14 protein-coding genes are annotated in these 25425 nt (G+C 43.5%); all 14 read right to left on the bottom strand.

Annotated elements, in window-relative coordinates; genetic code table 11:
* Positions 1 to 8: 8 nt before the first annotated feature.
* Entirely contained in the window at positions 9 to 791 is a 783-nt protein-coding gene (locus tag HS100_10990) for a glycosyltransferase (protein MBE7434434.1), read from the bottom strand.
* Positions 788 to 1789 (bottom strand): glycosyltransferase family 2 protein, encoded by a 1002-nt coding sequence (locus tag HS100_10985; protein ID MBE7434433.1) that lies wholly within the window; start codon positions 1787 to 1789, stop codon positions 788 to 790. Before HS100_10985 ends, HS100_10990 begins: the two co-directional genes overlap by 4 nt.
* Positions 1790 to 1873: 84 nt before the next feature.
* Positions 1874 to 3193 (bottom strand): glycosyltransferase, encoded by a 1320-nt coding sequence (locus HS100_10980; protein ID MBE7434432.1) that lies wholly within the window; start codon positions 3191 to 3193, stop codon positions 1874 to 1876.
* 103 nt (positions 3194 to 3296) lie between these two features.
* Positions 3297 to 4736 (bottom strand): oligosaccharide flippase family protein, encoded by a 1440-nt coding sequence (locus tag HS100_10975; GenBank protein MBE7434431.1) that lies wholly within the window; start codon positions 4734 to 4736, stop codon positions 3297 to 3299.
* Positions 4737 to 4963: 227 nt separating this feature from the next.
* Complete coding sequence (locus tag HS100_10970) at positions 4964 to 6253, bottom strand: oligosaccharide flippase family protein (GenBank protein ID MBE7434430.1); 1290 nt, start codon at positions 6251 to 6253, stop codon at positions 4964 to 4966.
* 163 nt (positions 6254 to 6416) lie between these two features.
* Complete coding sequence (locus HS100_10965; GenBank protein ID MBE7434429.1) at positions 6417 to 8465, bottom strand: hypothetical protein; 2049 nt, start codon at positions 8463 to 8465, stop codon at positions 6417 to 6419.
* Between the two features lie 45 nt (positions 8466 to 8510).
* Positions 8511 to 9839 carry a hypothetical protein gene (locus HS100_10960; GenBank protein MBE7434428.1) on the bottom strand — a complete coding sequence of 443 codons (1329 nt, stop codon included), beginning with the start codon at positions 9837 to 9839 and terminating at the stop codon, positions 8511 to 8513.
* Positions 9840 to 9842: 3 nt separating this feature from the next.
* Positions 9843 to 14549, bottom strand: coding sequence for a hypothetical protein (locus tag HS100_10955; GenBank protein MBE7434427.1), 4707 nt, complete (start codon positions 14547 to 14549; stop codon positions 9843 to 9845).
* A 50-nt stretch (positions 14550 to 14599) separates the two neighbouring features.
* On the bottom strand, positions 14600 to 15559 hold the full coding sequence (locus HS100_10950) for a glycosyltransferase family 2 protein (protein ID MBE7434426.1): 960 nt from the start codon (positions 15557 to 15559) through the stop codon (positions 14600 to 14602).
* 377 nt (positions 15560 to 15936) lie between these two features.
* Entirely contained in the window at positions 15937 to 18276 is a 2340-nt protein-coding gene (locus HS100_10945; GenBank protein ID MBE7434425.1) for a fused MFS/spermidine synthase, read from the bottom strand.
* Between the two features lie 467 nt (positions 18277 to 18743).
* On the bottom strand, positions 18744 to 22439 hold the full coding sequence (locus HS100_10940; protein MBE7434424.1) for a hypothetical protein: 3696 nt from the start codon (positions 22437 to 22439) through the stop codon (positions 18744 to 18746).
* A 130-nt stretch (positions 22440 to 22569) separates the two neighbouring features.
* Positions 22570 to 23451 carry a dTDP-4-dehydrorhamnose reductase gene (rfbD, locus tag HS100_10935; protein ID MBE7434423.1) on the bottom strand — a complete coding sequence of 294 codons (882 nt, stop codon included), beginning with the start codon at positions 23449 to 23451 and terminating at the stop codon, positions 22570 to 22572.
* Positions 23448 to 24335 carry a glucose-1-phosphate thymidylyltransferase RfbA gene (gene rfbA / locus HS100_10930; protein MBE7434422.1) on the bottom strand — a complete coding sequence of 296 codons (888 nt, stop codon included), beginning with the start codon at positions 24333 to 24335 and terminating at the stop codon, positions 23448 to 23450. The genes rfbD and rfbA overlap by 4 nt, the downstream gene beginning before the upstream one ends.
* A 16-nt stretch (positions 24336 to 24351) precedes the next feature.
* Positions 24352 to 25425 (bottom strand): dTDP-glucose 4,6-dehydratase, encoded by a 1074-nt coding sequence (rfbB, locus tag HS100_10925; protein MBE7434421.1) that lies wholly within the window; start codon positions 25423 to 25425, stop codon positions 24352 to 24354.

Raw genomic sequence — 25425 nt, 5'->3', positions numbered from 1 at the left:
ACCCAGCCTTAAGTTTCCAACTTCCGCGAAAAGCGTCGAATTTGCCGGTACACCGGAGAAAAAAAGAATCGCAGGGCACTGCGGGAATGCAGATAGAGGTAATACAACTTACGACGGCTGGTCCGCTGCGCATCATGCCGGACCTGGATGTTGGGTTCCACCATAATCTTCTTCCCTCGCAGCCGCGCGCGGGAACAAAAATCCACGTCCTCGAGATAAAGGAAGAATTTTTCATCCATGCCGCCCAATTGGCGATAAGTATCGGAACGCACCAGCCAGAACATACCCGCGATCCAATCGGGGCGGATGATGCCGTCGAGGTCTGGCAGATAAGGTTTGAAGGTATAACCCGGTAAACGGCGTTGAATCAACTCGAAGGGCGTCGGAAGCGGGCGGTAGGAGTCCTGAATGACTCCGGTCTCGTCCACGATCTGGGGGGCGATCAAATCCGCCTTATGTGTCAACATGCTTTTCAGCAAATCGGCGAAGATGGGTTTTTGAAAGACAAGGTCGGGATTGAGGATGACAAAATATTCGCCCTGTGCTTGTTCGAAGGCGTGATTGTGGTTTTCGGCAAATCCCAATCGACGCTCATTTCGTAATACAGTGAGGGACACCCAGGGAATGGGATCGAAATCTGGCAGGTCGTTTTTCAAGTTATCAGTAACGAGCACTTGAAAGCGCGTTTGCGTATCCGGTTCGTTCGTGCGAATACTTTCTAGCAGGCGGAAGGTTTTGCCGGAATCCCCATGGCTGACAATGGAGAGGGTGAAAATTGGAGCGTGGTTCATGGTTTGCGATTCCGCTTGATGAATTCCCGATAGGGTGTGAACAAGCCAGTCGACATTACACGAAGCAATTCAACTGGTTTAACTTTTCCATTCTTTTGAATTTTCTTTCGTTTCACGAACATTTTAGGCGCGCCGCGAATCGCGTCGAAGATCGCGCTCCAGATCGCCCTGCCCTGCCCGCGCAGGGTGATGTAAATTGCAAAAAATAATATGGTCGCTCCATGAAGCGGTAATAAAATCCAAAACCATGGATCGGGCATGTCTTTGATGAAGGTCCACATAAGATTGCGATAGCCGTAATAGACGGAAAAATCGCTGCGCCTGCCGGTACTTGCACTTCCTACGTGACGGACAACTGCATCCGGCACATACAGGCATTTCCCTCCATTCAGGCGAAGACGGAAACCAAGGTCGATATCTTCGAAATAGGAAAAATAATCCTCATCGAATCCACCCGCATTTAGAAACTCCTCGCGCAAATACATTGCGGCGGCGGCGCAAGGGCTGAAAATCTCTTTGGCTTCAAGTCCGTATTGATCGGCGGGGAGGTTGTAATGATTCCTCCAAGCCAATCCGCTGATGTGATAAGCATCCCCTGCCCCATCCAGGAAGTTCGGCGAATCATATTGAAGTTGGCGGGAGGAAAAAGCAATATACCCCGGGTTCTCCTCCGCGGCGCGAATGAGACTTGCCAACCAACCCGGTTCCGGGTAGGCATCGGCATTGAGGAGGACGATCCATTTTCCGCGAGCGAGCTTCATGCCAATATTGTTTCCTACGGTAAATCCTTTATTCCCGCCCAGACGTTCAACGACGAGGGGAAAATCTTTCCAGCGGTCTTCAATCCCGTCAAGCGACCCGTCCGTGGAGCCGTTATCCACAAGGACGATTTCAAAGTCCCGCCGGGTTTGCTTCAAGAGAGCGGAACGGCACTGTTCCAGGTGACCACCGCTGTTCCAGACGACAATGATGATGGTTGCGGACGGGATGGGCGGCATGATCATATTATAAATGGACAGACGAAACCGGGGCGGCAAGTCCGCCGCCCCGGTAAGGGATCATTCAGTGGGATAACAATGTATTTAGTCCAATGCTAAACCCAGAAGTATTCCCGCCTGTCTTCTTCTTGAATATTGAAAAACATCCGGGTCTTCTTGAAGCGCGTTAAGCGGTCGGGCTGGAACCAAACCACTTTTTTGGGTTCTCATCAATGCGACGATATTTTGAGCAATCAAGTCAACTCGAATACCGAATGATTCTCCCCGTCCGGTCTCCTTCAACACTACACCTACGGAGTCGTCCACTCCACTCCCTACAGACAAAATCGGCGGACCTGCGAACAAATACTCGAACAACTTGCCGGTTAGGATGCCGCGCAGATTTTTAGACTCGAATTCCAAAAATAAAAGCGCATCCGCATCCCTTTGGAAATGCAATGATTGCTGGCGTGGGAGGAAGCCGCCATACTGGACATATTCAGAAATATTGAATTTATTTGCCAGCGGAGTCATATCCGCATTGTTCCCATAAAAAATGACTTGTAGATGCTCTGGTGTGATTTGCTCTTGGCTCTTTAAACGGACGATGGCTTCGAAAAGCGGAGAGGGGTCCTGCCAGCCAGCGTAGATAGAGCCAGTATATACGATGCGGAAGACGCCATCATCGGGGTAGGCTTTTTCCGGCGGAAGACCTTCATTATCTTCGGGGTCGAATCCGTTATAAATGACCGAGACTTTGTCACCGTATCGTTTTCGCAGAATCCCAGCGAGCGGCTCGGAGACGGTGGTGATGAAATCTGCTTTTTTCATCCAGAGGCGTTCGTAATACCTTTCTATAAGCGTGAAAGGAAAAAGCCCAGCATATAAATGATTGCCGATCCAGATGTCGCGCCAGTCTGCGATCCATTTTTTTGCCAGTCCCTTTTTGCGCAGGCGATATGCGATCTGGTGAACTGTATAAGGCCAGGCAGTGCTTACAACCAAATCCCATTGCTCGGACGAAACGCTTTGATAGGCACGCGCCGCCCATAAATCCGTTAGATCGGGCATCCGGCAATAATTGAGAACGCCGAACCTTCGCTGTAGAAACTGGATCGATTTATTCGCCCGGGCGAGAAGCGATGAGAGTACAGTTGCTTTCACACCGTTATTGGATCCGACAACCTTCGCTGTATTTTCCCTGCCCAGAGCTCCGCGTAAACGGTTGAAGAGGGGCATTTCAACTTCACGGGCTTCGAAGCCGGTGAAGGGATAGGGAGAGTCGGTGGGGTGTTCGTGTTTCTTTGTGGTCAGAACGGTGACGTCGTGTCCGGCCCGCGACCAGTATTTTGCCCAGGAGTACGGGCGAAATGAAGCTACTGAGTTTAGGGGGGGAAAAAAGATGGTAACTATCAGAATTTTCATTAATCACAAACTCATTAACACTCAGGCTGGTTAAATGAAAGATTTTATCGCCAACTTTGACAATGTAATGTTCACCTATTAAACATAACCGATAAGGTTCTTGCTAGAATTGTTTGGTAATCAGTAAATGGAGTTCATTTTTAATTGTTTTAAAATTTATTACCTTGAATATATTCAATGCAAATATGAATAATCCAATCCCAAGGAGTTTTATCACAAGAGCCATCAAATACACGGCCGGTAGTAAATTAGGAATAGTGACAATTATAATGCTGGCAGTTGCCACCATTACGATAACCGAACGCCATTCATAGGGTATTCGATAATACTTCTGACCTAAGCTCATGAGGGCTATAAATATGAAAAAATTGCTCAGAAGAGTTGCGATAGCTGCGCCCTTAACACCGAAATAAGGGATTAGGAAAAGGTTTAATCCAAGGTTGATTATTGCACCACCTAAGTTAATATAGCCAATCATATTTGTCTTTTTAGAAATTACTAAGCCAGGGGAAAAAATATACATTTGTCCCAAAAAAGCGGCAGGGACAAGATAAATTATCAAATCTGCAGCACCATAGAACGGTTTAGTTGTCATTAATCGCAAGATGTCATTAATAAAAAGAGCCAGGATCATAAATATAGTTAAAGCAAAAGCAAGATATACATTCAGGATTTTCGAGATATGCCTAGGTGTCTCCTCGGCTTGATAATGATTGTAAATAAGTGGTGGTAGAGCAAGCTGAAAACCGATCATCGCTGTGGATGCCAAATTGGAAAAACGATTTCCGATGCCGTAAATACCAACCTCTTTTATAGTAAGAATAGCATTAATCATCAAACGGTCTATATAGAGATTAGCCCAGACAGAAATTCCAGCTATTACTAATGGCAAAGAGAAGACAAGTAATTCTTGAAGGATCTTGATGTCAATTTGAAAAAGATAACTCTCACGCAACCAATATATTGAAAACCCAATACCAACCAAGTTCCCTATAAACTTACCTATAATCACACCTTCTAACCCCATTTCGCATCCAAATGCCAACCACAATGAAGCTCCTGTAGTCACTATGTTCATTATCAGGTTCACCACTACATATTGTCTGCTCCGCAATTCCCAACGGAATTGATTTTGCACAAGAAAATATATACCATTACTCCAAATGTAGAGAATCCCTAATTGGGCAGAGGTCTGCCAAGCCCGGCTTCCCATTATTATTATGGAAATTTGATCTGCTTGAAAAACAAACAACAAAACAAAACAACTATAGGAGGCAATCGTGAACCACAAAGCAGAAGATGAATATTTCTTTTTACGTTCTAGAACATTTTCTTTTCCATAAAAATAAGCCAGGCCTTGAGAAATCTGGAGGGGGATAGTGAGGTTCACCAATGTAGCAAAAACGATCACGAGATCGAGAAAACCGTAATCTGAGGGACTTAGAATTCTGGTGTATATGGGTATTAATAGAAACGAGAGTCCCTGAGATATAAATGATGGAATTGAATACACCGAACTGGACTTGATAAATTCTCTTATCATTTTTTTCTGCCATTATCGTTGTCCCTCGAAAGTTGGCGATCACATCAAGGAACCTGAAGATTGTAATACATTGGGAAAAAAGTTCCAAATTACCATCCAATGTCAAACGTCAGAGCATGAAACACTCCTAATCATATTCTTGACCCAATTCAAGCAGGAAGAATAATCAAACTCGCCATTACCATTGCAGATATATTAATCCCGCCGACTGCCAAAAGATAAAATGACTAAATTTTTGATTTTATTATTCGAAAAACAAGCCAACGAATATATAACCCCTGTAACGCAAATGTTAATCCAGTTGCTATTGCCGATCCTATTAAACCATATAATGGCACTAAAAGAATATTCAAAATTAAATTTGTTAGAAAAATTACAAAAATTAATATAGTTTGACTTGCGGGATGGCCAGTTTGATTAAAAATTGTGAGCAAAGGTAAGTATCCGACGCTCATTAGAACACCGACCATGATAATAACCAATGGTTTCCAGGAAGCTATGAGGTCTGGGTCGGACCATATTAGAAATAGCAAAGGAAAAGCCAATGCAATAATTATCCCAACAGGGCTAAGAACAAGGAAGGATAAATTTCTAATCTTTATTAATAATTTTTGAAAGTCCTGTCTATTTTTATTGTAGAAACCCTGAGTAATTAACGGATTAACATTAGCCCTTAATACAACCGGCAGCTGGCAGAACCCTTCAACGACTAAAGCTGCAATACTATAAATACCCACTATTCGGTCGGAGGCAAAATAACCCAAAACTATGACGTCAACTCGCGTGTTGATGTCCAAAAGCAAATTTCCGCCAGCAGCTTTCAGACCAAATAAAGCATGAGAATAATACAAGTCTTTGTATAACCAAGAACCATTAATATCGAGATGTTTATAGGTTTTTATCAAAAGCAATAAGAACAAAGCACCCTCTGACAATGAAAATATTACAGGAAGCACATTTCCTGGGAAAGACAATGCAACCAGACAGGAAATACTAAGCAGGAAAAAGATATATCGCAGGGCTTGAAAGATCGCGTAATCTTTCATTTGGTTCAACCCATTAATAAGTGCAAGCATCGTCTTATTCAAAGAGAAAAATAACAACCCCGGAACAATATATCCTACTCCGACACTTACGTCCTGACTCCTTAATATTTCTCCTAAAAATTCTTTTAACAAATAAGTGATCAATGAAACAAATAGAGAAGTTAATAATGTAAGTATCATGCCAGAGGTAAAAAGTTTAATTACCCGATCTTCATCATTGTGAGATTGAGCAACTGCCTTCAACATTGACAGATGAACCCCTCCTACAGCTAATTGCGAAAGGAAAATATAATATGCAAAGACTTGATTAAAAACCCCCAAGACTGCTGTATCATAGTAAAACGCTATAACGAAGTTTAATAGCAGTCCAATCACTGCTATAATCCCATAACTGGCAATGTTCCACATAACATTTGTTGAAATTTTTTCTGAGACGCCAGAGCGAGCAAGAATGGATGATAAGTAATTCATATAAAATCCAATATCAATTATCTTCTATGTACGTACCGCAAAATAATTACGTACTCGAGCCGTCATAGCATATATTATCAACCAAAATATATTATGCATAAAGTAGCCATCTCATAATAAGGGATGGCTACTTTTCATCTACGCCCAGGATTTCCGCACTTTATCAAAGATAAATCTGATAAAGCTTGGGGGCAAGGTTTATCTTTTGTAATGTTGTATCGAAGTCAATCCCTATGATATCGCAGTACCATTGGATGGACTCATATCTCGGTTGATTATCCGTTTCTATTTTTCCTAGCGCCTCTTCCCGAGTCAACATACCTTCACGAATTTGGTTGCTTCTAAATGTATCGTTTTCTGTAAAACCAGCCATTGTGAAATAAATATAGTTATAAAAAGATGCTGTTCCATCCCCAATCCGCCATGTCGTTTTTGTATCCTTAGCCGTTTCCCAGTCATAAACTTCAATAAGGGTACGATCAATTTCCCGTTCATCCCACTTAATATACTGATATATATTCAGATAATTATGTGGAATAAAATAATAGGATATATATGCACCAATCGTGTCAATAAGCGAAGAATTAATATAGGCGGGATTTATAGAATACTGTCTAGCATAATACATAGCTAATTTAAATTTGTTTGCAAAGGAAAGTGTATAAGTATGACTTTCCTCAAATTGAGGTTCGATTCCACAAAAGCCTGATTTAAACCGAGTGGTTTCTAGCAGGTTCTCACCAAGAACAATAAGTTTGCTATTCGTTTGCTCTCCAACCTTGTTGGCGTAATAAAAATATTGTTTATCTCCCGCCATAAATAGTGGGATTGTTCCAAGATCCGGGGTTTTTAACCATGCCAATATATTTTTTTTAATATTTTCCCTTTTGCGCCCAATATCTGCAGAGACTAGTATATTTTCAAGCCCAAGTTTCCCACATATGCGCATTTGATTTCGACGCCCAAGATCTGTGATCATTCCCCAATCATAAGTATAAGTAACCGGGCGCATTCCCAGCAAATTCTTTAGAATGTGAACAGCATAACTGGAATCGCGTCCGCCACTAAAAGTGACCAAACAATCGGGGTCACCATTCGTTTTTCTATATGGCACTAATTTTTCTTGCAATGCTTCCAATCCTAAATAGGTGATAGGTTGATAGCTGCGACAATAATTACAAACCCCATCATTATCGAACTCAATGAAAGGCATTGTTTCAGGCAAAATACATTTTGAACAGCGGCGGAGAGAATTTATCGCATTTATATTCTTTGGAAATTCATCAATAAAATTAGGCGGCAGGATATATGGACCTTCTCCCGGCATTTTTAATTCATTGGTGCCTAAATGCTCAGGAAGAGAGAGATCCACGATTTTCCTTGGAGTTTCCAATGGAGCCAAGGAGATTTCTATGGGTCGATTTTGATCGAACCGAAAACTCTCTAAACTCAGGGTATCCAAGGAGATGACTATTCCCTGACCGGGTTCAACCTGGCGAACAATCAGATTCTGCATTGAGACTGGAATCCCCCTAGATTTCGCAAAGCTAGTCAAAATATATTTTTCAGAAGCAAAAACGTAAATTCCTTTCTCTCGGTTCGTTCCAAAATACAACGATCCGTTATTTGTCGATAGAAGTACACAATTTATATCCTCAAAATAGGCAATTATGGATGCAACTCCTTCTACATCCATGTAGGTCGAACTGACGGCTTCCGTCAGACTTTCAGTTTGTCTTAACTTATCACGAAGCATCGCCAAAAATACTTCTGTATCCAATTGGGTAGATTTTTCCAGGTGAGGGTATCGAAGCCATAAATCATTGGAGTTGGTAATGATCCCATTATGAATCGCCACTATTCCGCATGCAATGGCTGGCTGGTTATTAGCATGAAATTGCTGTCCGCCATTGGTCACAAGGCGAGAATGGCCCATCATACAAATAGGAAATCCTCCCTTAATACTTCCATGGATACTTTCGGCGGATGTGTTGCGATCAAAAATATCTTTGTAGGTCTTTCGTTTTATCACTTGGGAAGCTGTTTCTGCATATTTCGCAACATAAATAGAATCAGGATTTATATAAGCTATACCTGCTGCTTCTTTTCCTCGAGACTCGGAAAGCAAAAACAGTTTATCCATTACCATTTTAACGTTTGAAACTGAAAGCTCAGGATCGGGTCGAGCAATTACGCCAAATATTCCGCACATTTTTAACTCCTTAATGCAAGTATTTTTATATAAAGCGCGTTTGGATTATCTCTGTACACTAAATATATAATATCTAACCAAACAATCAGGCTGTTTTACGCAAGATGCGACGATTATAAGTCCTGATTTTAGCATGCCATACAGTGAGTAATTAGGGTATAGTACTTCCCCTCCTCCATAAATAACAAAATGAAGTTGTCCATCGGGCTCAAGTTTATCTTTTTCAAATAACTCCGCGCTCATAAGTAGATATTCTGCACCCAAGCTGACTAAGTAGTCAGCAGAAATCGATTCTGGAGCAGGATATTGAGGCAACAAGCGACGCGTGTAATTTTGACCAAATAAAGGCGAGACGGGATACTTCCCGGGATAAACAATCACCATGGAAGCGTCTTCGGGCACATAACGATCTACATCCCGAATCATCCGTTCGTATTCAGGAAGCCTGTATAACTGAAAATCTGTACGATCTTTACCAATTATATATCCGCTGGAATATGGATAGATCATCAAATACAACATAGTTATAGCGGGAAATAAAATAAATACTCTCGGTATTAATTTTCTTATTTCTTGGAAGAACACATAAATTAAAAGAGATAAAATGATCGCGAATGAAATAATATCTAACAACAAACAGAAAATACTAAAGTATGTGTGTGGTAACAACACACCATAACTTTTCGTTGGATTATTAGAATATTGAACATAAAACGTTTCTTGTGTCGTCATCCCTGCATCAGAACGAAAAACCGTCTCGACCACCCTCCCCTCGTTTTGTGGTTTTAAGAAAATAAATATAATAGCGTCACGCACATTCCCCCGAAAGGAGCATCGCAATTTGCCTTCAGAAGAACCTAACTCAAAATAATATGCATTCCTTTTAGCCTCAAGAAAATCACCATCACATGATATTGTCGAAAGAGAAATAGCTCTGTTGCTTTTTGCTTCCAGCATCCTTATTCCGATTATAGGTTTTGAATAACTTGTGGCATCTGTATTTTCACCACTTATAGTTAAAATCATGTTGTACATTGTTGGCGGCAACAGGGGCAAAGGAATTCTTGATCTAAACACCAAGCCAAATCCCAAAATCATACAAAGCAAGATAAGAAATATCACCAGTTCATTATTAGTCAGTTTTGGCCTTGTCCTCAAAGATTTATTAAGAAGTAAACCAATCAATACTCCTGACAAAATTAACAATCCGAAAAAGATAAGATATTTAACTACATCACTACGCGACCAAAAAAATAGGAAATGACCAGAAAAACTTAACACAATCGGAAATCCAAGAAGGATCCCTATGAGGAGGGATTTTAGGTCTTTTTTCTCCATAGTATCCCTTGCTAGTTTACGCACCTTTTGTAACACGAGCTACTCCTCAGTCTTAAATTTTTCTTCAGCAAAAACTGAGAGACCCGAAAATGCCAGCGGTATTAAAAGCACATACGAGATAATAAGATATCGCAACAAAGCAGTTGTATATTCACGCACAACTAACAGGGTCAAACCGTAAAAAACAGAAATAATAAATAAGGAAAAAGCAGGTACATTTTTTTGCCTTGTCCTAATAATTGATCCCATGTAAATAAATGTGAATAATATCAATAATCCAAACACAGGTCCCGGACTCGGATTTACCACTGAATAATTCCAACTGAACAGGTCAAGGTGAAATATTGCCGCCAACAGACTTTTCGCATTCAATAAAAACCTTATTAAAGTATCAAATACGGATAGAGTTGTTTCTCTATTTGTAAATCCTTGAAAGGTCGCTGGAGGACCGAAAGGGCTTCCCCACCAATAATAATTGGCTATATAAATATATGCACCAGTTATAGAAATCGAAGCAAAGGATGCTCCTGCCCATTGTAATAAATACTTAATCACAGCTTTCTTCTTTATTATCACAATATATATTAGAACAATTATCAGACCCGGAATAGCAAAGATGATGGTCTGCTTGGTTCCAATGGAAAGCCCCAAAGCCAATCCTGACAATCCCAAGATTTCCAATCGCCTGCTCTCCAACCCTGATAACAATAAATAAAGCATACTAACAAACAACACAGCACTGATCAGATCTGTCATCGCGCTAAAAGTCTGTAAATATATGCTAGGCAGCGAAAATACAGTCAAAGACGCCATTATCGCCCACTTGCGACCCATCTTCATCATCCGGCAAAAACCATAAATGGTCAATATCATGATCGGCAATGCAATCCATTGCGAAAAGCCCGCCAGTTGATCCGTCCTTAAGAACAATAAACTCCAGTAAATTTGAGCCTGGGCATTAAATGGATATATGACCTGTGCCATTTGATATGTATCAGCCTGCCATGGCTTCAAATTGCCAAATTGCAGCCAGTAACCTATGCGTGAAAGGTGAGCAGTGAGGACATCGTCGATAGATTGTGGAAGGACTAAATTTGAATATCCAATAAAAACAAAACCAAAAGCACATATTACGCCCGCTATCCAAATATCCCAATGTGGCTTGAAAGAAGGCAGCCAAGATGCAGGATTGAGGTTGAGCAACCGTAATGGCATGAATAAATCGGGAGCATCTCTCAATAACCAAATTAATGTAAGGATTACCAAGAACGACCAATGGAATAACAAGAAAAATGCTTTGCTATTTAGAAGCGAAAGCAGACTGCTCAATACTATAGTCAATACGACTATAGCGTAAACAAAAAGGTATAACCCTATCAACCAAGGTATGAGCCTGTCAATCCGCAATATGGCATTAAGCAAAAAAGCACATAATAAAACAAGTGCCACATCCAAGATAAAGGTGCCCACCATTGGAATCTGAGAGTTAGTCTCCGAACTTACTGAATATAGCGGGCTATTAATACTATAAGAAAGATAACGATAAGCCCAGACAGCATTTCGCATATCTGGCTGGCTGGCACTGCGCAAATTCTTAATTGCTAATCCCTGGTCAATATTGGGAATTTTGCCATATTGTTCTAAATATGGAATTATAAACAATTCCAGTTCACCTTTTTCGATCCCGTTTCTAAAATATTCCAAGATGCCAGTTGGTAAAAAATTATTAAAATGTTTACCTGCGATCAAGATAGTGATTGCATCAAAAGTCCTATAAACAGGCAGTGCAATGTTATCACCATCACCGCGCCATGACGGGGTATTTACCGATATGTCATCAGCTTCAGCCCATCCCTCCTTTGCAGGTCCCCACCAATAATACCATTGATAATATCCCGAAGATTTTGCAAACCAATGACTATGTTTTGGAATAACCCTGCGAAACCCCTCTAGATCCAAAACTTGTGAGCTAATATCATAGGTGATCTGTCTCAGGTCGTCATCCGGTAAATCGTTCAAATCTTCACCATATAAAACACCAGCCGCCCACATATTTTGATGATTATAGGGGATACCAACGCCATCTGCCCAAAACGGTGACCCTTTTGGCCACATCAAGTAATATCTACCTTCAGTCAACCAAGGGTTACTAGATTCTGCTTGAGCAAAGACCTCAATGTGCCCATCCAAGTTAATTACTCTCTTACGAAATTCCTCATAACTACTCATTTCAATTGCATTCGGAAGGGTTAAGTACCGTTTCAACAATAATAGAAACTTTCCGGTCTGAACAGCATGCAAGGTTGGCGTACGATCTACCGTAAATGTTTTACAAAGTAATCCAGGACCCTCCAATATCATCCTATCAATTAATGCCATCTCAAAATCCAAGCGTTGTTTAAGTTGTGATCTGATAGGGTTAAAAGGGTCTATCGTATGATAATCTTCATTCGCACTCAATATGTCTATCATCGCATTCAAATAGTAAGATTGAGTCCAGATAACCTCTCCCTCAAAGTTATTTACTCCGGCACTCATCAGACCTGAGGCGGGCATATTTTGTAGGTCTAGCAAAAACAATTTAATTATATCTTCTTGCGATTCAACAAAATGAATTGTTGCTTGTCCATCAATTACTTGCAAATTATAAGGTACACGTCCTTTATAATCATCAAGGAAAATTTTTTTGTTAGCAACATCATATAGTATAAACGGTCTATTATCTCTCGAAATTGGTTTGTCAAAGGAGAATTCGATATCCTTATATAATGCAAAAACACCAATATCGTCAGAGGAAAGTTCAAGTAATTTATATCGATTAGGGAGATCAGTGGAACGTTGTAGAGTAGTTTTTTCGATAGTAGGCGAATAATCATAATCGTAAACGATCGAGTCGGAAGCAATGATTAGGTGTCCCTGAAATTTTGTCATTAATATTTTTGGTTGCTGTCGATAACCCAGCTGCTCGTTGATGAAATACTCCTGTTTATAATTTTCGTCAAATTGGAGTGATTGATCAGATTCATTAGTCGGAATAATCCGGTATATATAATTCGTCTTCGCAATCGGGTCAAAAAGAATAAAGACAATATGCTCATTAAATAAAATCCCCTGCCGGAACATACCTTCATCCAGATAATCTGGCATGGGAATTGATTGAAAATATTTCGATTCAATGTCAAGTTTCCAAACTTGGATTTTATTCGACCAAAGAGCACGTGTAAAAATGACCAAATTCTTCTTATTCCATTCGAGGATCTTAATTGGTAAAACCCGTGCTGGCAGGGCAATTCTTGTATTATTCACTACCAGCTCACCCTTCAACAAACGAACATTGAACAGGAGCTCAATATTGTAGTCTTCCACGTCAAAATAAGAAAAAGGGACAAGGATATTCTCGTTTGTATCAGTTGGTAGCAATGCAACAGGGTCAAGCAACAAATTCCAATCGCTCCTTAGGGATTGTATATTTTCGGGAACAGGACGGTTAATCAACGAACTAAATCCATATAGTAAATAAGACATATATTCATTAACGACCAATTTGTTTTCTGAACCGTCTTCACTTACTGGAAGTTTAGCGTAGGTGCCATCCGGTAAACGGTATGTTGCTGAAAAGGCATATAAGGCATCACCAGTTTCTTTCAGGTCAAATTTCCCCATATAATACATTAACATACCCAATTCATATAAACGAGGCTGTCCAGGAAATGAATAATTCAAAACCTGTGGAAAGCGCTTAAATTGCAGTTCTTCGGGAGAATAAAATAGAAGAATATGCCTGTTTATCGCAACCCAATCAAATTGATTTGCCAATGATCCTTGATATCTTATATACTGGTAAATTCCCTCAATAATATAAATGGAATGTGTCGCATCGTTCGGGACATGTTCATCTATACTATAATTCCAATACCAGCCCCCATTTTGATCTAGTTGTTTATAGACAAGCAAAGATTCCATAATCGTATCTGAAACAAAACGCAATTGATCACGTTTTGCAGAATTGGAATGAACGCTACTGAACCGTTGCATCTGACCAGCCATATAAGCCCCCGGGTTAAATGTACTGTAAGCTTGGTCATTACTTGACAGAGAATACATTAATAGCCCATCTTGTGTTAAAGCTTTTGGATCTATAAATGGCTCAAACGCAGCATCAACTGTCGTAATTATTCGTTCTTCAGGGGCATCAGGATCCATCTCCAGCCAATCTAATAATCCATTGATTGCAATAGCAGTAGTAATGGTGTATATCGTGTTTGGAGGATTTACCGTCCCATCCCCATAAGCATCCCATTCTACAGGAAGCCCCCATCCAACTACGCCATCGCCATCGATATCTGCATTATCAAGTAGCCAATTTCCTGCATTTTCCCCCATATCCGATAAGTGAAATTCCGGCTCTCGCTGCGCCCGTAACAGCTCTGCGCTAAGAAACATTGCATAGGATTTGGCATAATCAGAAGTTTCATTTCCAGGATAATCTAAGACTCCACGTCCAGGATTCTCTTCCGAAAAATGCCGTAAAAGGGCTTTGTAATCCCTCTCTATGGAATATTTATACATCCCATCGTACTGTTCTACTTCGTATTGCAGTTCTTCGATCTGTGGGTCTTTGTAAATCGGTTCTTCGTATTGTGATTCTTCGTATTGGGCGGATAAAATTGATATGGTACCGAGAACCAATATGACACTGAATAAGATGAGGAATATAGGGAGATGTTTCTTATCTATACGTCGCATATTTATCTATCAGACACCATCCACATCATTAATTTCCTAGTGCGATTCCTTCACCAATCTTTTCCCAGTGAGCGATTGTATTCCATGTCAAACAACATTGCAAAAAGGGTGAACAACATGCTGGAAAAAGTGCAAAATACTATTGAAAGTGCTGTTATCTCAGGAATGTTGCCTGAACGCGTCCATAGAATAAAAAAACGAATAAGAAATAATGAATCCAAGATAAAGAAAAGAAATCCGGCAAAATAGAAAAATATCAGCGGGTGAAAATCGCGAATAATATACTTTTGGGTCATACGATACAGAAATAGCTTAAAAAGCAGGGCGGACATCTTGGGGATAATTCGAAATGGTTTAATACCGCTTTTCTCACCAATATTATAAACTGGAGTAACTGCCACATCACATACTCGCAGATTATAAATATTCAACCGAACAAGCAAATCATTCGGTTGCCCATACCGCTTATACATCTTATTCCAATCAATTAACTTCAAAGCTCGTTTATTAATAGCCGTGTAACCGGTTTGCGAATCGGCAACATGCCAATAACCAGATGCAATTTTAGTCAGTAATGATAAAACTGAGTTACCCAAATAGCGAACCTTTGGTATTTTTTCCCATGCATCACCTGTAATAAGTCTATTACCTTTGGAAAAATCGACAATTCCGGCGACTACGGGATCGAGTATTGCGGGTAAGTCTTTAGGGTCCATTTGAGCATCGCCCGCCATCACAACTGCAACATCGAAACCATGATCGCGGCACCATTTATAACCTGTGGCAATCGCACCTCCCACGCCCTGATTTACTTCATGGCGAATAAGCACGATTTTCTTTGGAAGTTTATCCAGATGACTATTTACAATGGAAACAGTATTATCAGAACTAAAGTCATCAACAATCACAATTTTATCAACAAATTCCGGCATCGTTTCAATTACGCGCCCTATCAGCAATTCTTCTTGGTATGCAGGCACAACTACAGCAATTGTTTTGTCTTTATACATAACTTAACTCCTGGTGTTTATTATCGATACCAATAAAGCACATGAAATATACCATAACGAATAAGACAACTCTACTAGCTTAGGAACTACAATAATAATTCCAAATCAAAACAGTGTAAACTCTGAAACGATTACAAAAGGCACAAATTTCCCAAAAGCTCGACGCAATCCGACAAATTGATGGTTGCGGATTGTCTAATCATGCTACAAAAACCATCTTGTAGAAAATATAATAAATGAGCAACTTTCCAAAGTGTTAATTTCAAACTTGAAATTGCTGAAGTCATAGACATCACAGTTATATATCATTACAAAATTACTTCCAAGTCAAAGATAAGTTAATAAATTAGAAAAGGGTAGAGAAAACCATAGCAATATCATTGTTCCTTACTATAAGCGGTAATAATTTTTTCTCTGTACTGTTCCAATGAAATATCAATTCTTGGATCATTATACTTTTGACTAAAATTATTAAGCCAGTAATACTCAAAAACCGGACGATCATCTGTATTGTTTTGATAACCAACTAAGTCTCCAGGCTCCAATAACACGATTGTAATTTTCTGTCGCCTATTATTAGCAGTACTATCATCCCGATGCCCAGGCGTTGTAGCAATAAATTCCGAATAAATATCATCAGTAATTTGCAATTCAAAAGGGCGAAAACTCTCATTGCGTCCTAAATACATATGATAGTCGCCTGTTGGCCAGATCGCGTAATCAAAAACTTTCAAAGCGTCAAACGCATGTCCGACCTTGGGTCGGACAGCTACGTAGCCATTTGGTGTAAGTAAGTCGCGCATGACACCAAAGAATTCGACAGTAAACAAACTCGCAGATCCGCTATGCCATGGTTCATTTACTTTATTCTGAATTAGATCGAATTTTTCTCCCGCAACCAATGCCCGTTGGGCATAACGTCTCCCATCGTCAATTATGATTTTGACACGAGGATCTTCAAACATTCGCTGATAGGATCCGTCTGTATTCTCTTCTACAGCGAGAACAATCTCATCGGAAATATCTACAATTATTATTTCTTCAACAAAATCATAATCTAACAGCGCATTAACAAGATACCCGTGTCCTAATCCGATAATCAAAATCCTCTTAGGGCGGAATTCTGGATCCAATGCCATTATCTGAGACATATTCCACCTCCAAGCCTCATACTGTTCACCCGGTTCCGGGTCTCTAACAATCGCTGAAGCAGAAGCTGTTCTAAACATATCAATAATTGTATAAAACCTGCTTGTGGGCACAACCGAGACAACTCCATTCCGTCCTTCATAGATTTTGGCTGGTTCATAGTTACCCAATCTGAAACGCATATAGTAATCTTTGGGAATCACAAAAAGGCAAAATATCAAGATCATTGCCAAGAAAAAACCCTGTTTCACATAAGCCTTATCGATTTTTTTTATCTGTGAGTACAAAAGGATGGCTACACTTAGAAATATCACAGCCAAAACAACTAACAACGATCCAATGGTGCCGAACCACTCGAAGAAATATAATCCTGTGAGGAAAGACCCAAAAATATTCCCAACTGTATACCAAAAAAGTATGAGCGCAAATCGACTCCCTGCGGATTCTATATTTTTAGTCGAAATACGGGCAATGATTGTAAAAAAACTCGCCAGAGGCAGTATGCCAATCATAAAAAATAGAGAAAATAAAAAAGCAATAATTGGATTTGGATCTCCTATCCGCACATTGGGAATTTCAGATACTAGTTGCCCATTAAAGCTTGTAAAAACGAGAGCGCCTACACCGGCAAAAGCGCTGGGGGATATGATGAAAGGAATTGTGATCAAAATCAAAGCACTGATGCCAATAAAAAAAATCAGCTTTGCTTTGTTGATAAATTGCCTGTCGACTAATATTCCCCCGACATAATTACCTGCCGCAATCAATATCAAAAAGGAAGATATCATTACAGGATAAACCAATGTTGACATAGTCAGATAATTACTTAATACCCTGAAAAGTATCAGTTCCAATGATAAACTGGAAAAACCAAAGAGAAATGAAGGGAGCATGATATCAAACTCGAGAGCAGCAGAATAATTACGAGCCCCCGCCAGTGTTTCGTAACTTTTCCTCGTTTCTGTTTGATAAATCCTGAAGACGATAACAGATATTAATAAGTACAACAAAGACGCCAAGCTTACGGTGCCAGCAAAACCTATCCATTCAATCAATACAAAATTCGTAATTAATGCCCCAATAGCCGAACCTAATGTATTAATTCCATAAAAAAATCCTTCCGTCTTTCCAAGAGACGCCAGATCTTCCTTCGACAGCTCAATCACCACGGGCGTCGTCATACCCATCAAGAATATGGGTGTGAACAGTATCAAGAAATTAATCAAAAGATCAGAAAGAAATGAATTGGGAACGAAAGGGATTAATAACTCATTGATCTTTCGAATTAATTTCAACGAAAAAAAACCATAAAACCCAATAAAAATATTTATAAAGCTATAATAAAATATAAGGCGTCCTTTAAAACGCTCAATAAAGTATGCAGCGTATAAGGAACCAAAACCTAAACCAGACATAAATATTATTACTATGATTGCAACCGAAACCGAATCAACTCCGACTACTTGGGCAAGAACTTTCTGCCAGATTACCTGGAAGGCTATCGCGGCAGACCCTGAGAAAAAGAATAATATTGAGAAAATTGATTGAACACCAATCTTTGTCTTCACTAGTTTTACTCCTTTAATTACAAAAATAGTTTCTTATATTGTAACAGGATACAGGATTTTAGAAAAATTGGCTCATATTCCTTCCGTTGAATCCTTGCAATAAAATCTATTTTGTCAACCCTTCTTGAGAAGGCCAAATAAGAGGCATAATAGATGAAGAAACTAGCGGTTAAGGCACCCTGAATTTGGTATTAAGAGAATAATTGGAAAACTATTTCCAAGGCAATCCAAATGAACGCAATAAAGAAGAGCGTCACCAACGGAATGGAAAGTACGAGGTGAATTTAGCTCTTCAGACGGATATTACACCCTGCAACCAAAACGATCAATTCGAAGACCAAAACGAAAACAGCGTGCATGGGAGATCATTTCTCATGCACGCTGTCTGTATCAATAGGACGCTTGGTTATTATCCAAACAGCTTCTTGGCAAGTGCGTTTGGAAAAAAGAGTCCTGGAGCGTTATCATCACTGAATCTGGATGGCGTCGATATCGATGTAAATCCCAGGTCCGCCTGCATTCCTGAACTCCACCGTGTGCGTCCCGGAGGCAAAGGTCGGACTGGTGTAGGTCTTCTGGAATTGCAAAACCCCGTTCGCATTGATCGTCGTCACCAGGTTCCCATCCACGCGCACCTCGATGTTCCCGCGGTTCGTGTTTTGCGTATACTTCAAAATGAATTGCGTCCCATTGAATGTGAACGTCGCCTTATCCCCGGTTGTCCCGGTGTATCTGAACGTGTTGTTGTAGGCTCCCGCCACACCTGTCGAGGCCGTCCACGTCCCTGTGTACGTCCAATTGCTGTCGCTATCGTCATACGTCCCCGCTACCGGCGCGCTCAATATCTGGATGGCGTCGATATCGATGTAAATCCCGGGTCCGCCTGCATTCCTGAACTCCACCGTGTGCGTCCCGGAGGCAAAGGTCGGACTGGTGTAGGTCTTCTGGAATTGCAAAGCCCCGTTCGCATTGATCGTCGTCACCAGGTTCCCATCCACGCGCACCTCGATGTTCCCGCGGTTCGTGTTCTGCGTGTACTTCAAAATGAACTGCGTCCCGCTGAACATGAAGGTCGCCTTATCCCCGCTCGTCCCGGTATATCGGAACGTGTTGTTGTAGGCTCCCGCCACACCTGTCGACGCCGTCCAAGTCCCTGTATATGCCCAATTGCTGTCGCTATCGTCATACGTCCCTGCTCCCGGCGCAACACCGCTTAATATCTGGATGGCGTCGATATCGATGTAAATCCCAGGTCCGCCTGCATTCCTGAACTCCACCGTGTGCGTCCCGGAGGCAAAGGTCGGACTGGTGTAGGTCTTCTGGAATTGCAAAACCCCGTTCGCATTGATCGTCGTCACCAGGTTCCCATCCACGCGCACCTCGATGTTCCCGCGGTTCGTGTTTTGCGTATACTTCAAAATGAATTGCGTCCCATTGAATGTGAACGTCGCCTTATCCCCGGTTGTCCCGGTGTATCTGAACGTGTTGTTGTAGGCTCCCGCCACACCTGTCGAGGCCGTCCACGTCCCTGTGTACGTCCAATTGCTGTCGCTATCGTCATACGTCCCCGCGCCGGGAGCTGCACTGCTCAATATCTGGATGGCGTCGATATCGATGTAAATCCCGGGTCCGCCTGCATTCCTGAACTCCACCGTGTGCGTCCCGGAGGCGAAGGTCGGACTGGTGTACGTCTTCTGGAATTGCAAAGCCCCGTTCGCATTGATCGTCGTCACCAGGTTCCCATCCACGCGCACCTCGATGTTCCCGCGGTTCGTGTTCTGCGTGTACTTCAAAATGAACTGCGTCCCGCTGAACATGAAGGTCGCCTTATCCCCGCTCGTCCCGGTATATCGGAACGTGTTGTTGTAGGCTCCCGCCACACCTGTCGACGCCGTCCAAGTCCCTGTATATGCCCAATTGCTGTCGCTATCGTCATACGTCCCTGCTCCCGGCGCGCTGGAAGTATTTGATACAGTTATATTGATGGGATCAAATGCATTCTCCTCATTACTCTCCATTGCCCCACCGGAACAATTAGGGTCAACATAAAGATAAACGGTATAGGAACCTTCAGGTAAACCTGTCCTATAAGGATCGTATGCCGGATCGGAATATTCAGGTTCGGAATCTGGGTAACCGATATAGACATCCACATTAGCCTGCGCACCGGGATCGAGCGAGCTGTTGAAGCTGGAACGGGTGTAGTTGCCGCGTTCTGTATCAACAGCGGTCGTCAAGGGATTAATGGAATCGGTCGGGTCATAATAATTACAACCTATGCCGGAGACAGAATCCTCATCATTGGGAGTGCGCCGGTAGCCGGTCCAATCCGAAACCCTTCCAAACGGCTCAGTATCCGGTCCGTAATTGGGCTGATCATCCAAAAACACGCCGGGATAGAAGAGACCCGTAGGCGCTGTACCTTGGTTCTTCACCGTCATACGAATATGGAACGCCTCATCAGGAAGCGGCGTCGTGATGACAGCATCATTGGCGGCATTGCGCAATTCGTAACCAAGAATCACAAGGTCCGGTTTCAAGACCGTCACTTCGTCGCTGTCTGTGTTGTTGGCGGTATTTGTTTCTCCGCCGCCGCTCACTGTCACCTCGTTGGTCAGGCTGTTGGCAACGATCGGATTGCCTACATTTACCATCAAAGTGATGTCGGGGTAACTAAGAAAACCGTCCAAAGAATCATTGCGTGTGCAAGTCAACGTACCGAGCGTACAACTCCATCCGCTGCCGCTCATGGCAGTGGCGGTCAGTTTGGCAGGGAGCGAGTCGACAACTGTCACGGTGCCGGTTGTAGGTGCGTCGCCGCTGTTGGTCACGGTAATCGTAAATATCTTACCGGTTTCACCTTGCTCAACTCCGCTTCCTGAGTGGCTTTTGTTCACAGTCAAATCGGGTTCGCCCGTTCCACCCGCATCCAAAACTTGGATGGCGTCGATATCGATATAAATCCCGGGTCCGCCTGCATTCCTGAACTCCACCGTGTGCGTCCCGGATGCATAGGTCGGACTGGTGTACGTCCTCTGGAAGAGCAAGGCGCCGTTCGCATTGATCGTCGTCACCAGGTTCCCATCCACGCGCACCTCTATGTTCCCCCGGTTCGTGTTTTGCGTATATGTCAAAATAAACTGCGTCCCATTGAATGTGAACGTCGCCTTATCCCCGGTTGTCCCGGTGTATCTGAACGTGTTGTTGTAGGCTCCCGCCACACCTGTCGAGGCCGTCCACGTCCCTGTGTACGTCCAATTGCTGTCGCTATCGTCATACGTCCCCACGCCGGGAGTTCCGGGAAGAGCACCGCTCAATATCTGGATGGCGTCGATATCGATGTAAATCCCAGGTCCGCCTGCATTCCTGAACTCCACCGTGTGCGTCCCGGAGGCAAAGGTCGGACTGGTGTACGTCTTCTGGAATTGCAAAGCCCCGTTCGCATTGATCGTCGTCACCAGGTTCCCATCCACGCGCACCTCGATGTTCCCCCGGTTCGTGTTTTGCGTGTACGTAAAGATGAACTGCGTCCCGCTGAACATGAACGTCGCCGTATTCCCGGTCGTCCCTGAATATATGAACGTGTTGTTGTAGGCGCCCGCCACACCTGTCGAGGCCGTCCACGTCCCTGTGTACGTCCAGTTCCCATCCGTATTATCATACGTCCCCGCGCCTGGCGCTGCGCCGTCCAATATCTGGATGGCGTCGATATCGATGTAAATCCCAGGTCCGCCTGCATTCCTGAACTCCACCGTGTGCATCCCAGAGGCAAAGGTCGGACTGGTGTACGTCTTCTGGAATTGCAAAGCCCCGTTCGCATTAATCGTCGTCACCAGGTTCCCATCCACGCGCACCTCGATGTTCCCCCGGTTCGTGTTTTGCGTGTACGTAAAGATGAACTGCGTCCCGCTGAACATGAACGTCGCCGTATTCCCGGTCGTCCCTGAATATATGAACGTGTTGTTGTAGGCGCCCGCCACCCCGGTCGACGCCGTCCACGTCCCTGTGTACGTCCAGTTCCCATCCGTATTATCATACGTCCCCGCGCCCGCCGCCGCTTTGACCGGAATGGTATAAATAAAAGTGACAGCCACCAAAACTGCCACTATACAAACTCGGAACACCGCGGCAAGCCAATGAGAGATATTAATATACTTTTTCATTTTTAAGAACCTTTCCTGCTGATTTGACCGAAAACAATTACATTCATTATATATCAATACCATTTTAACTTGATTAACCCATTGGTAAGGATAACGAATTTAACATCCACTTTGCAAAAATATTAGTTATTTAAGCGTTTTTTAACGCCAGTTGCAGGTTTTCCTCCCAGCCCGGCAGGCGCGTGGCGAAGACCTGCTCAAAACGTGAACAATCCAGCGACGTGATGAGGGGGCGGCGGACTGGGGTGGGAAAATCCGCCGTCAGGGCGGGTTCGAGACGCCGGGTCACCTGCTCCTTTGAACGGGGATCGAGGCGCAGGATCGCCTTCGCAAAATCGAAACGGGAAACAGATCCCTTCCCGCCCAAGTGGTAGATTCCACTGCGCTCACCAAAATACTCCCTCAAGTTAGGGAGACTGCGATCCACCATTTCGGAGATCGCTTCCGCCAGCATCCGCGCCCAAGTGGGGCTGCCGACTTGATCAGAAACCACCCTCAAGGTTTCCTGCTCGCGCGACCAGGCAATGATCTTGGTCACGAAGTTATCACCGCGTAGACTATACACCCAACTCGTGCGAAGGATGACGTGCGCGCCTCCAACCTGAACGATGGCTTGTTCGCCCTCCAGTTTGCTTTGACCGTACACGTTGAGCGGATTCGTTTTATCCTCTTCGATGTAGGGTGAGCCTTTTTCGCCGTCGAAAACATAATCGGTGGAGATGTGAATGAGCGGAATGTCAAGCGTTCGCGCCTCTTCCGCCATGACGCCTGGCGCCCTGGCATTGATCGTCCGCGCAAGCTCCGGCTCGGATTCAGCCTTATCCACAGCGGTATACGCCGCGGCGTTGACAATAACCTGCGGCTTGATCTCGCGAATCATCCGGCGAAGCGCTTCGAGGTTTGCTATATCCAATTCAGCGCGGACGCAAGCGATGATATCGCCCAAGGGCTTTAATGTGTGCTGCGCCTCCCATCCCAGTTGACCGTTCCTGCCGAACAGAAGAATCTTCATAAATTCAAGCGATGGTCGGTTTCAGCCGCAAGCCGAAGAAGATATTCCCCATAACTGGTATTTCCCAATTCTTCGGCAAGACGCCGCAATTGTCCGCGATCAATAAATCCTTTGTAATAAGCGATCTCTTCAGGCGATGAGATCATGAGCCCCTGCCGCTCTTCGACCGTCTGGACAAAATTGGAAGCCTGAAGGAGCGATTCGTGAGTCCCGGCATCCAACCAGGCCACGCCGCGCCCGAGCGGGATGACATTTAACTCCCCCATCTCCATGTAAATGCGATTCAAGTCGGTGATCTCGATCTCGCCGCGAGCCGATGGCTCGAGCGATTTGGCGAACTCCACCACCCGCTCGTCATAGAAATACAAACCAGGCACGGCAAATTTCGAGCGCGGCTTTTGCGGTTTTTCTTCCAGGCTGATCGCTTTGCCTTTTTCATCAAACTCGATCACACCATATCGCTCCGGGTCGTGTACCGGGTAAGCGAACACAAGCGCGCCACTACTTAAAGCTGCGGCTTTTTCAAGTTCCCCGGATAATCCCTGACCAAAGAAAATGTTATCGCCGAGGATCAGGCAGGCGCGTTCCCCCGCGGTAAATTTTTCTCCAACAATGAAGGCATCCGCCAATCCGCGCGGCTCGGCTTGTTCTGCGTAGGAAAATTTCATGCCCCATTTTGCGCCATCGCCAAGCAGGCGTTCGAAGCCGGGCAAATCCTCGGGAGAGCTGATGACTAAAATATCGCGGATTCCCGCCAGCATAAGCATCGACAGGGGATAGTAGATCATCGGTTTATCATAAACGGGCAGGATCTGTTTGCTGATCGCCAACGTCAATGGGTATAAGCGTGTGCCGCGCCCGCCTGCAAGGATGATGCCTTTCATCGAATTATCATTTCTCCTATCGTGATTTGTAATTCGCATCCAGCCAGCCTTCGTATTCATGCTTTTGGCGGATGGAAGCCACCCACTCCGGGTGGGAAAGATACCAACGAACGGTATCCAACAAACCCTGGTCGAGCGTGTGACGCGGCGACCAGCCCAATTCCGCGCGTATCTTGCGGGTGTCCATATCATAACGACGGTCATGACCGGGGCGGTCTTTAACAAATTGGATCAATTTTCGGTGGGGTTTGTGCGCAAGGTTCGAATCTATCTCATCGAGAATATCACAGATGGTTTCCACAATGCTGAGATTGGCGGGTTGGTTTTCGCCGCCGATATTGTAGGTCGAACGAATTTTCCCCTTCGTCAAAACAAGATGAATCGCCTCACAATGGTCTTCCACATGCAGCCAGTCGCGGATCTGTCCCCCGTCGCCATAGACGGGAAGCGGCTTTCCTTCCATTGCGTTGAGAACGATTAACGGTATGAGTTTTTCGGGAAACTGGTAAGGTCCGTAATTATTCGAGCAGTTGGTGATGGTGTAGGGCAATCCATACGTATGCCCATACGAACGGACAAGATGATCACTCGCCGCCTTGGATGCGGCATAGGGCGAATTTGGCGCATAAGGCGTTTCCTCTGTCCATGCTGGTTCGCCGGGTTTGAGCGAGCCGAATACTTCATCTGTGGAAACGTGGTGAAAACGGACCGAATCCAAAGGAAGAACATTTTCTTTCAGCCAGTAATTTCGCGCCGCATCCAGCAGGGTGAAGGTTCCCATAACATTCGTTTCGATGAATTGGCGCGGACCGAGGATGGAGCGATCCACATGCGACTCTGCGGCGAAGTGAACAATGGTATCGATCTGATATTCGCGTATCACGGAGTCAACTTGTGCGGCATCGCAGATATTCCCCTGAACAAAACGATAGCGTAAATCTTCCTCAAGGTCCGCAAGGTTGTCGCGGTTTCCTGCATAGGTCAAGGCATCGAAGTTAAGGATGCGAATATCCGTTTCGGTTCGGAGAAGATAGCGGATGAAGTTAGAGCCGATGAATCCCGCTCCGCCCGTGACCAGAACATTTTTCAT

This window comes from Anaerolineales bacterium (genome assembly GCA_015075725.1).
Taxonomy (GTDB): Bacteria; Chloroflexota; Anaerolineae; order Anaerolineales; family Villigracilaceae; genus Villigracilis.
This window is presented reverse-complemented; position numbering and strand designations above follow the sequence as displayed.

Excerpts from the sequence above, each read along its gene's own strand:
- HS100_10990 (MBE7434434.1), bottom strand. The coding sequence starts at position 791 with ATGAACCACGCTCCAATTTTCACCCTCTCCATTGTCAGCCATGGGGAT.
- HS100_10985 (MBE7434433.1), bottom strand. The coding sequence starts at position 1,789 with ATGCCGCCCATCCCGTCCGCAACCATCATCATTGTCGTCTGGAACAGC.
- HS100_10980 (MBE7434432.1), bottom strand. The coding sequence starts at position 3,193 with ATGAAAATTCTGATAGTTACCATCTTTTTTCCCCCCCTAAACTCAGTA.
- HS100_10975 (MBE7434431.1), bottom strand. The coding sequence starts at position 4,736 with ATGATAAGAGAATTTATCAAGTCCAGTTCGGTGTATTCAATTCCATCA.
- HS100_10970 (MBE7434430.1), bottom strand. The coding sequence starts at position 6,253 with ATGAATTACTTATCATCCATTCTTGCTCGCTCTGGCGTCTCAGAAAAA.
- HS100_10965 (MBE7434429.1), bottom strand. The coding sequence starts at position 8,465 with ATGTGCGGAATATTTGGCGTAATTGCTCGACCCGATCCTGAGCTTTCA.
- HS100_10955 (MBE7434427.1), bottom strand. The coding sequence starts at position 14,549 with ATGCGACGTATAGATAAGAAACATCTCCCTATATTCCTCATCTTATTC.
- HS100_10950 (MBE7434426.1), bottom strand. The coding sequence starts at position 15,559 with ATGTATAAAGACAAAACAATTGCTGTAGTTGTGCCTGCATACCAAGAA.
- HS100_10940 (MBE7434424.1), bottom strand. The coding sequence starts at position 22,439 with ATGAAAAAGTATATTAATATCTCTCATTGGCTTGCCGCGGTGTTCCGA.
- rfbD (MBE7434423.1), bottom strand. The coding sequence starts at position 23,451 with ATGAAGATTCTTCTGTTCGGCAGGAACGGTCAACTGGGATGGGAGGCG.
- rfbA (MBE7434422.1), bottom strand. The coding sequence starts at position 24,335 with ATGAAAGGCATCATCCTTGCAGGCGGGCGCGGCACACGCTTATACCCA.
- rfbB (MBE7434421.1), bottom strand. The coding sequence starts at position 25,425 with ATGAAAAATGTTCTGGTCACGGGCGGAGCGGGATTCATCGGCTCTAAC.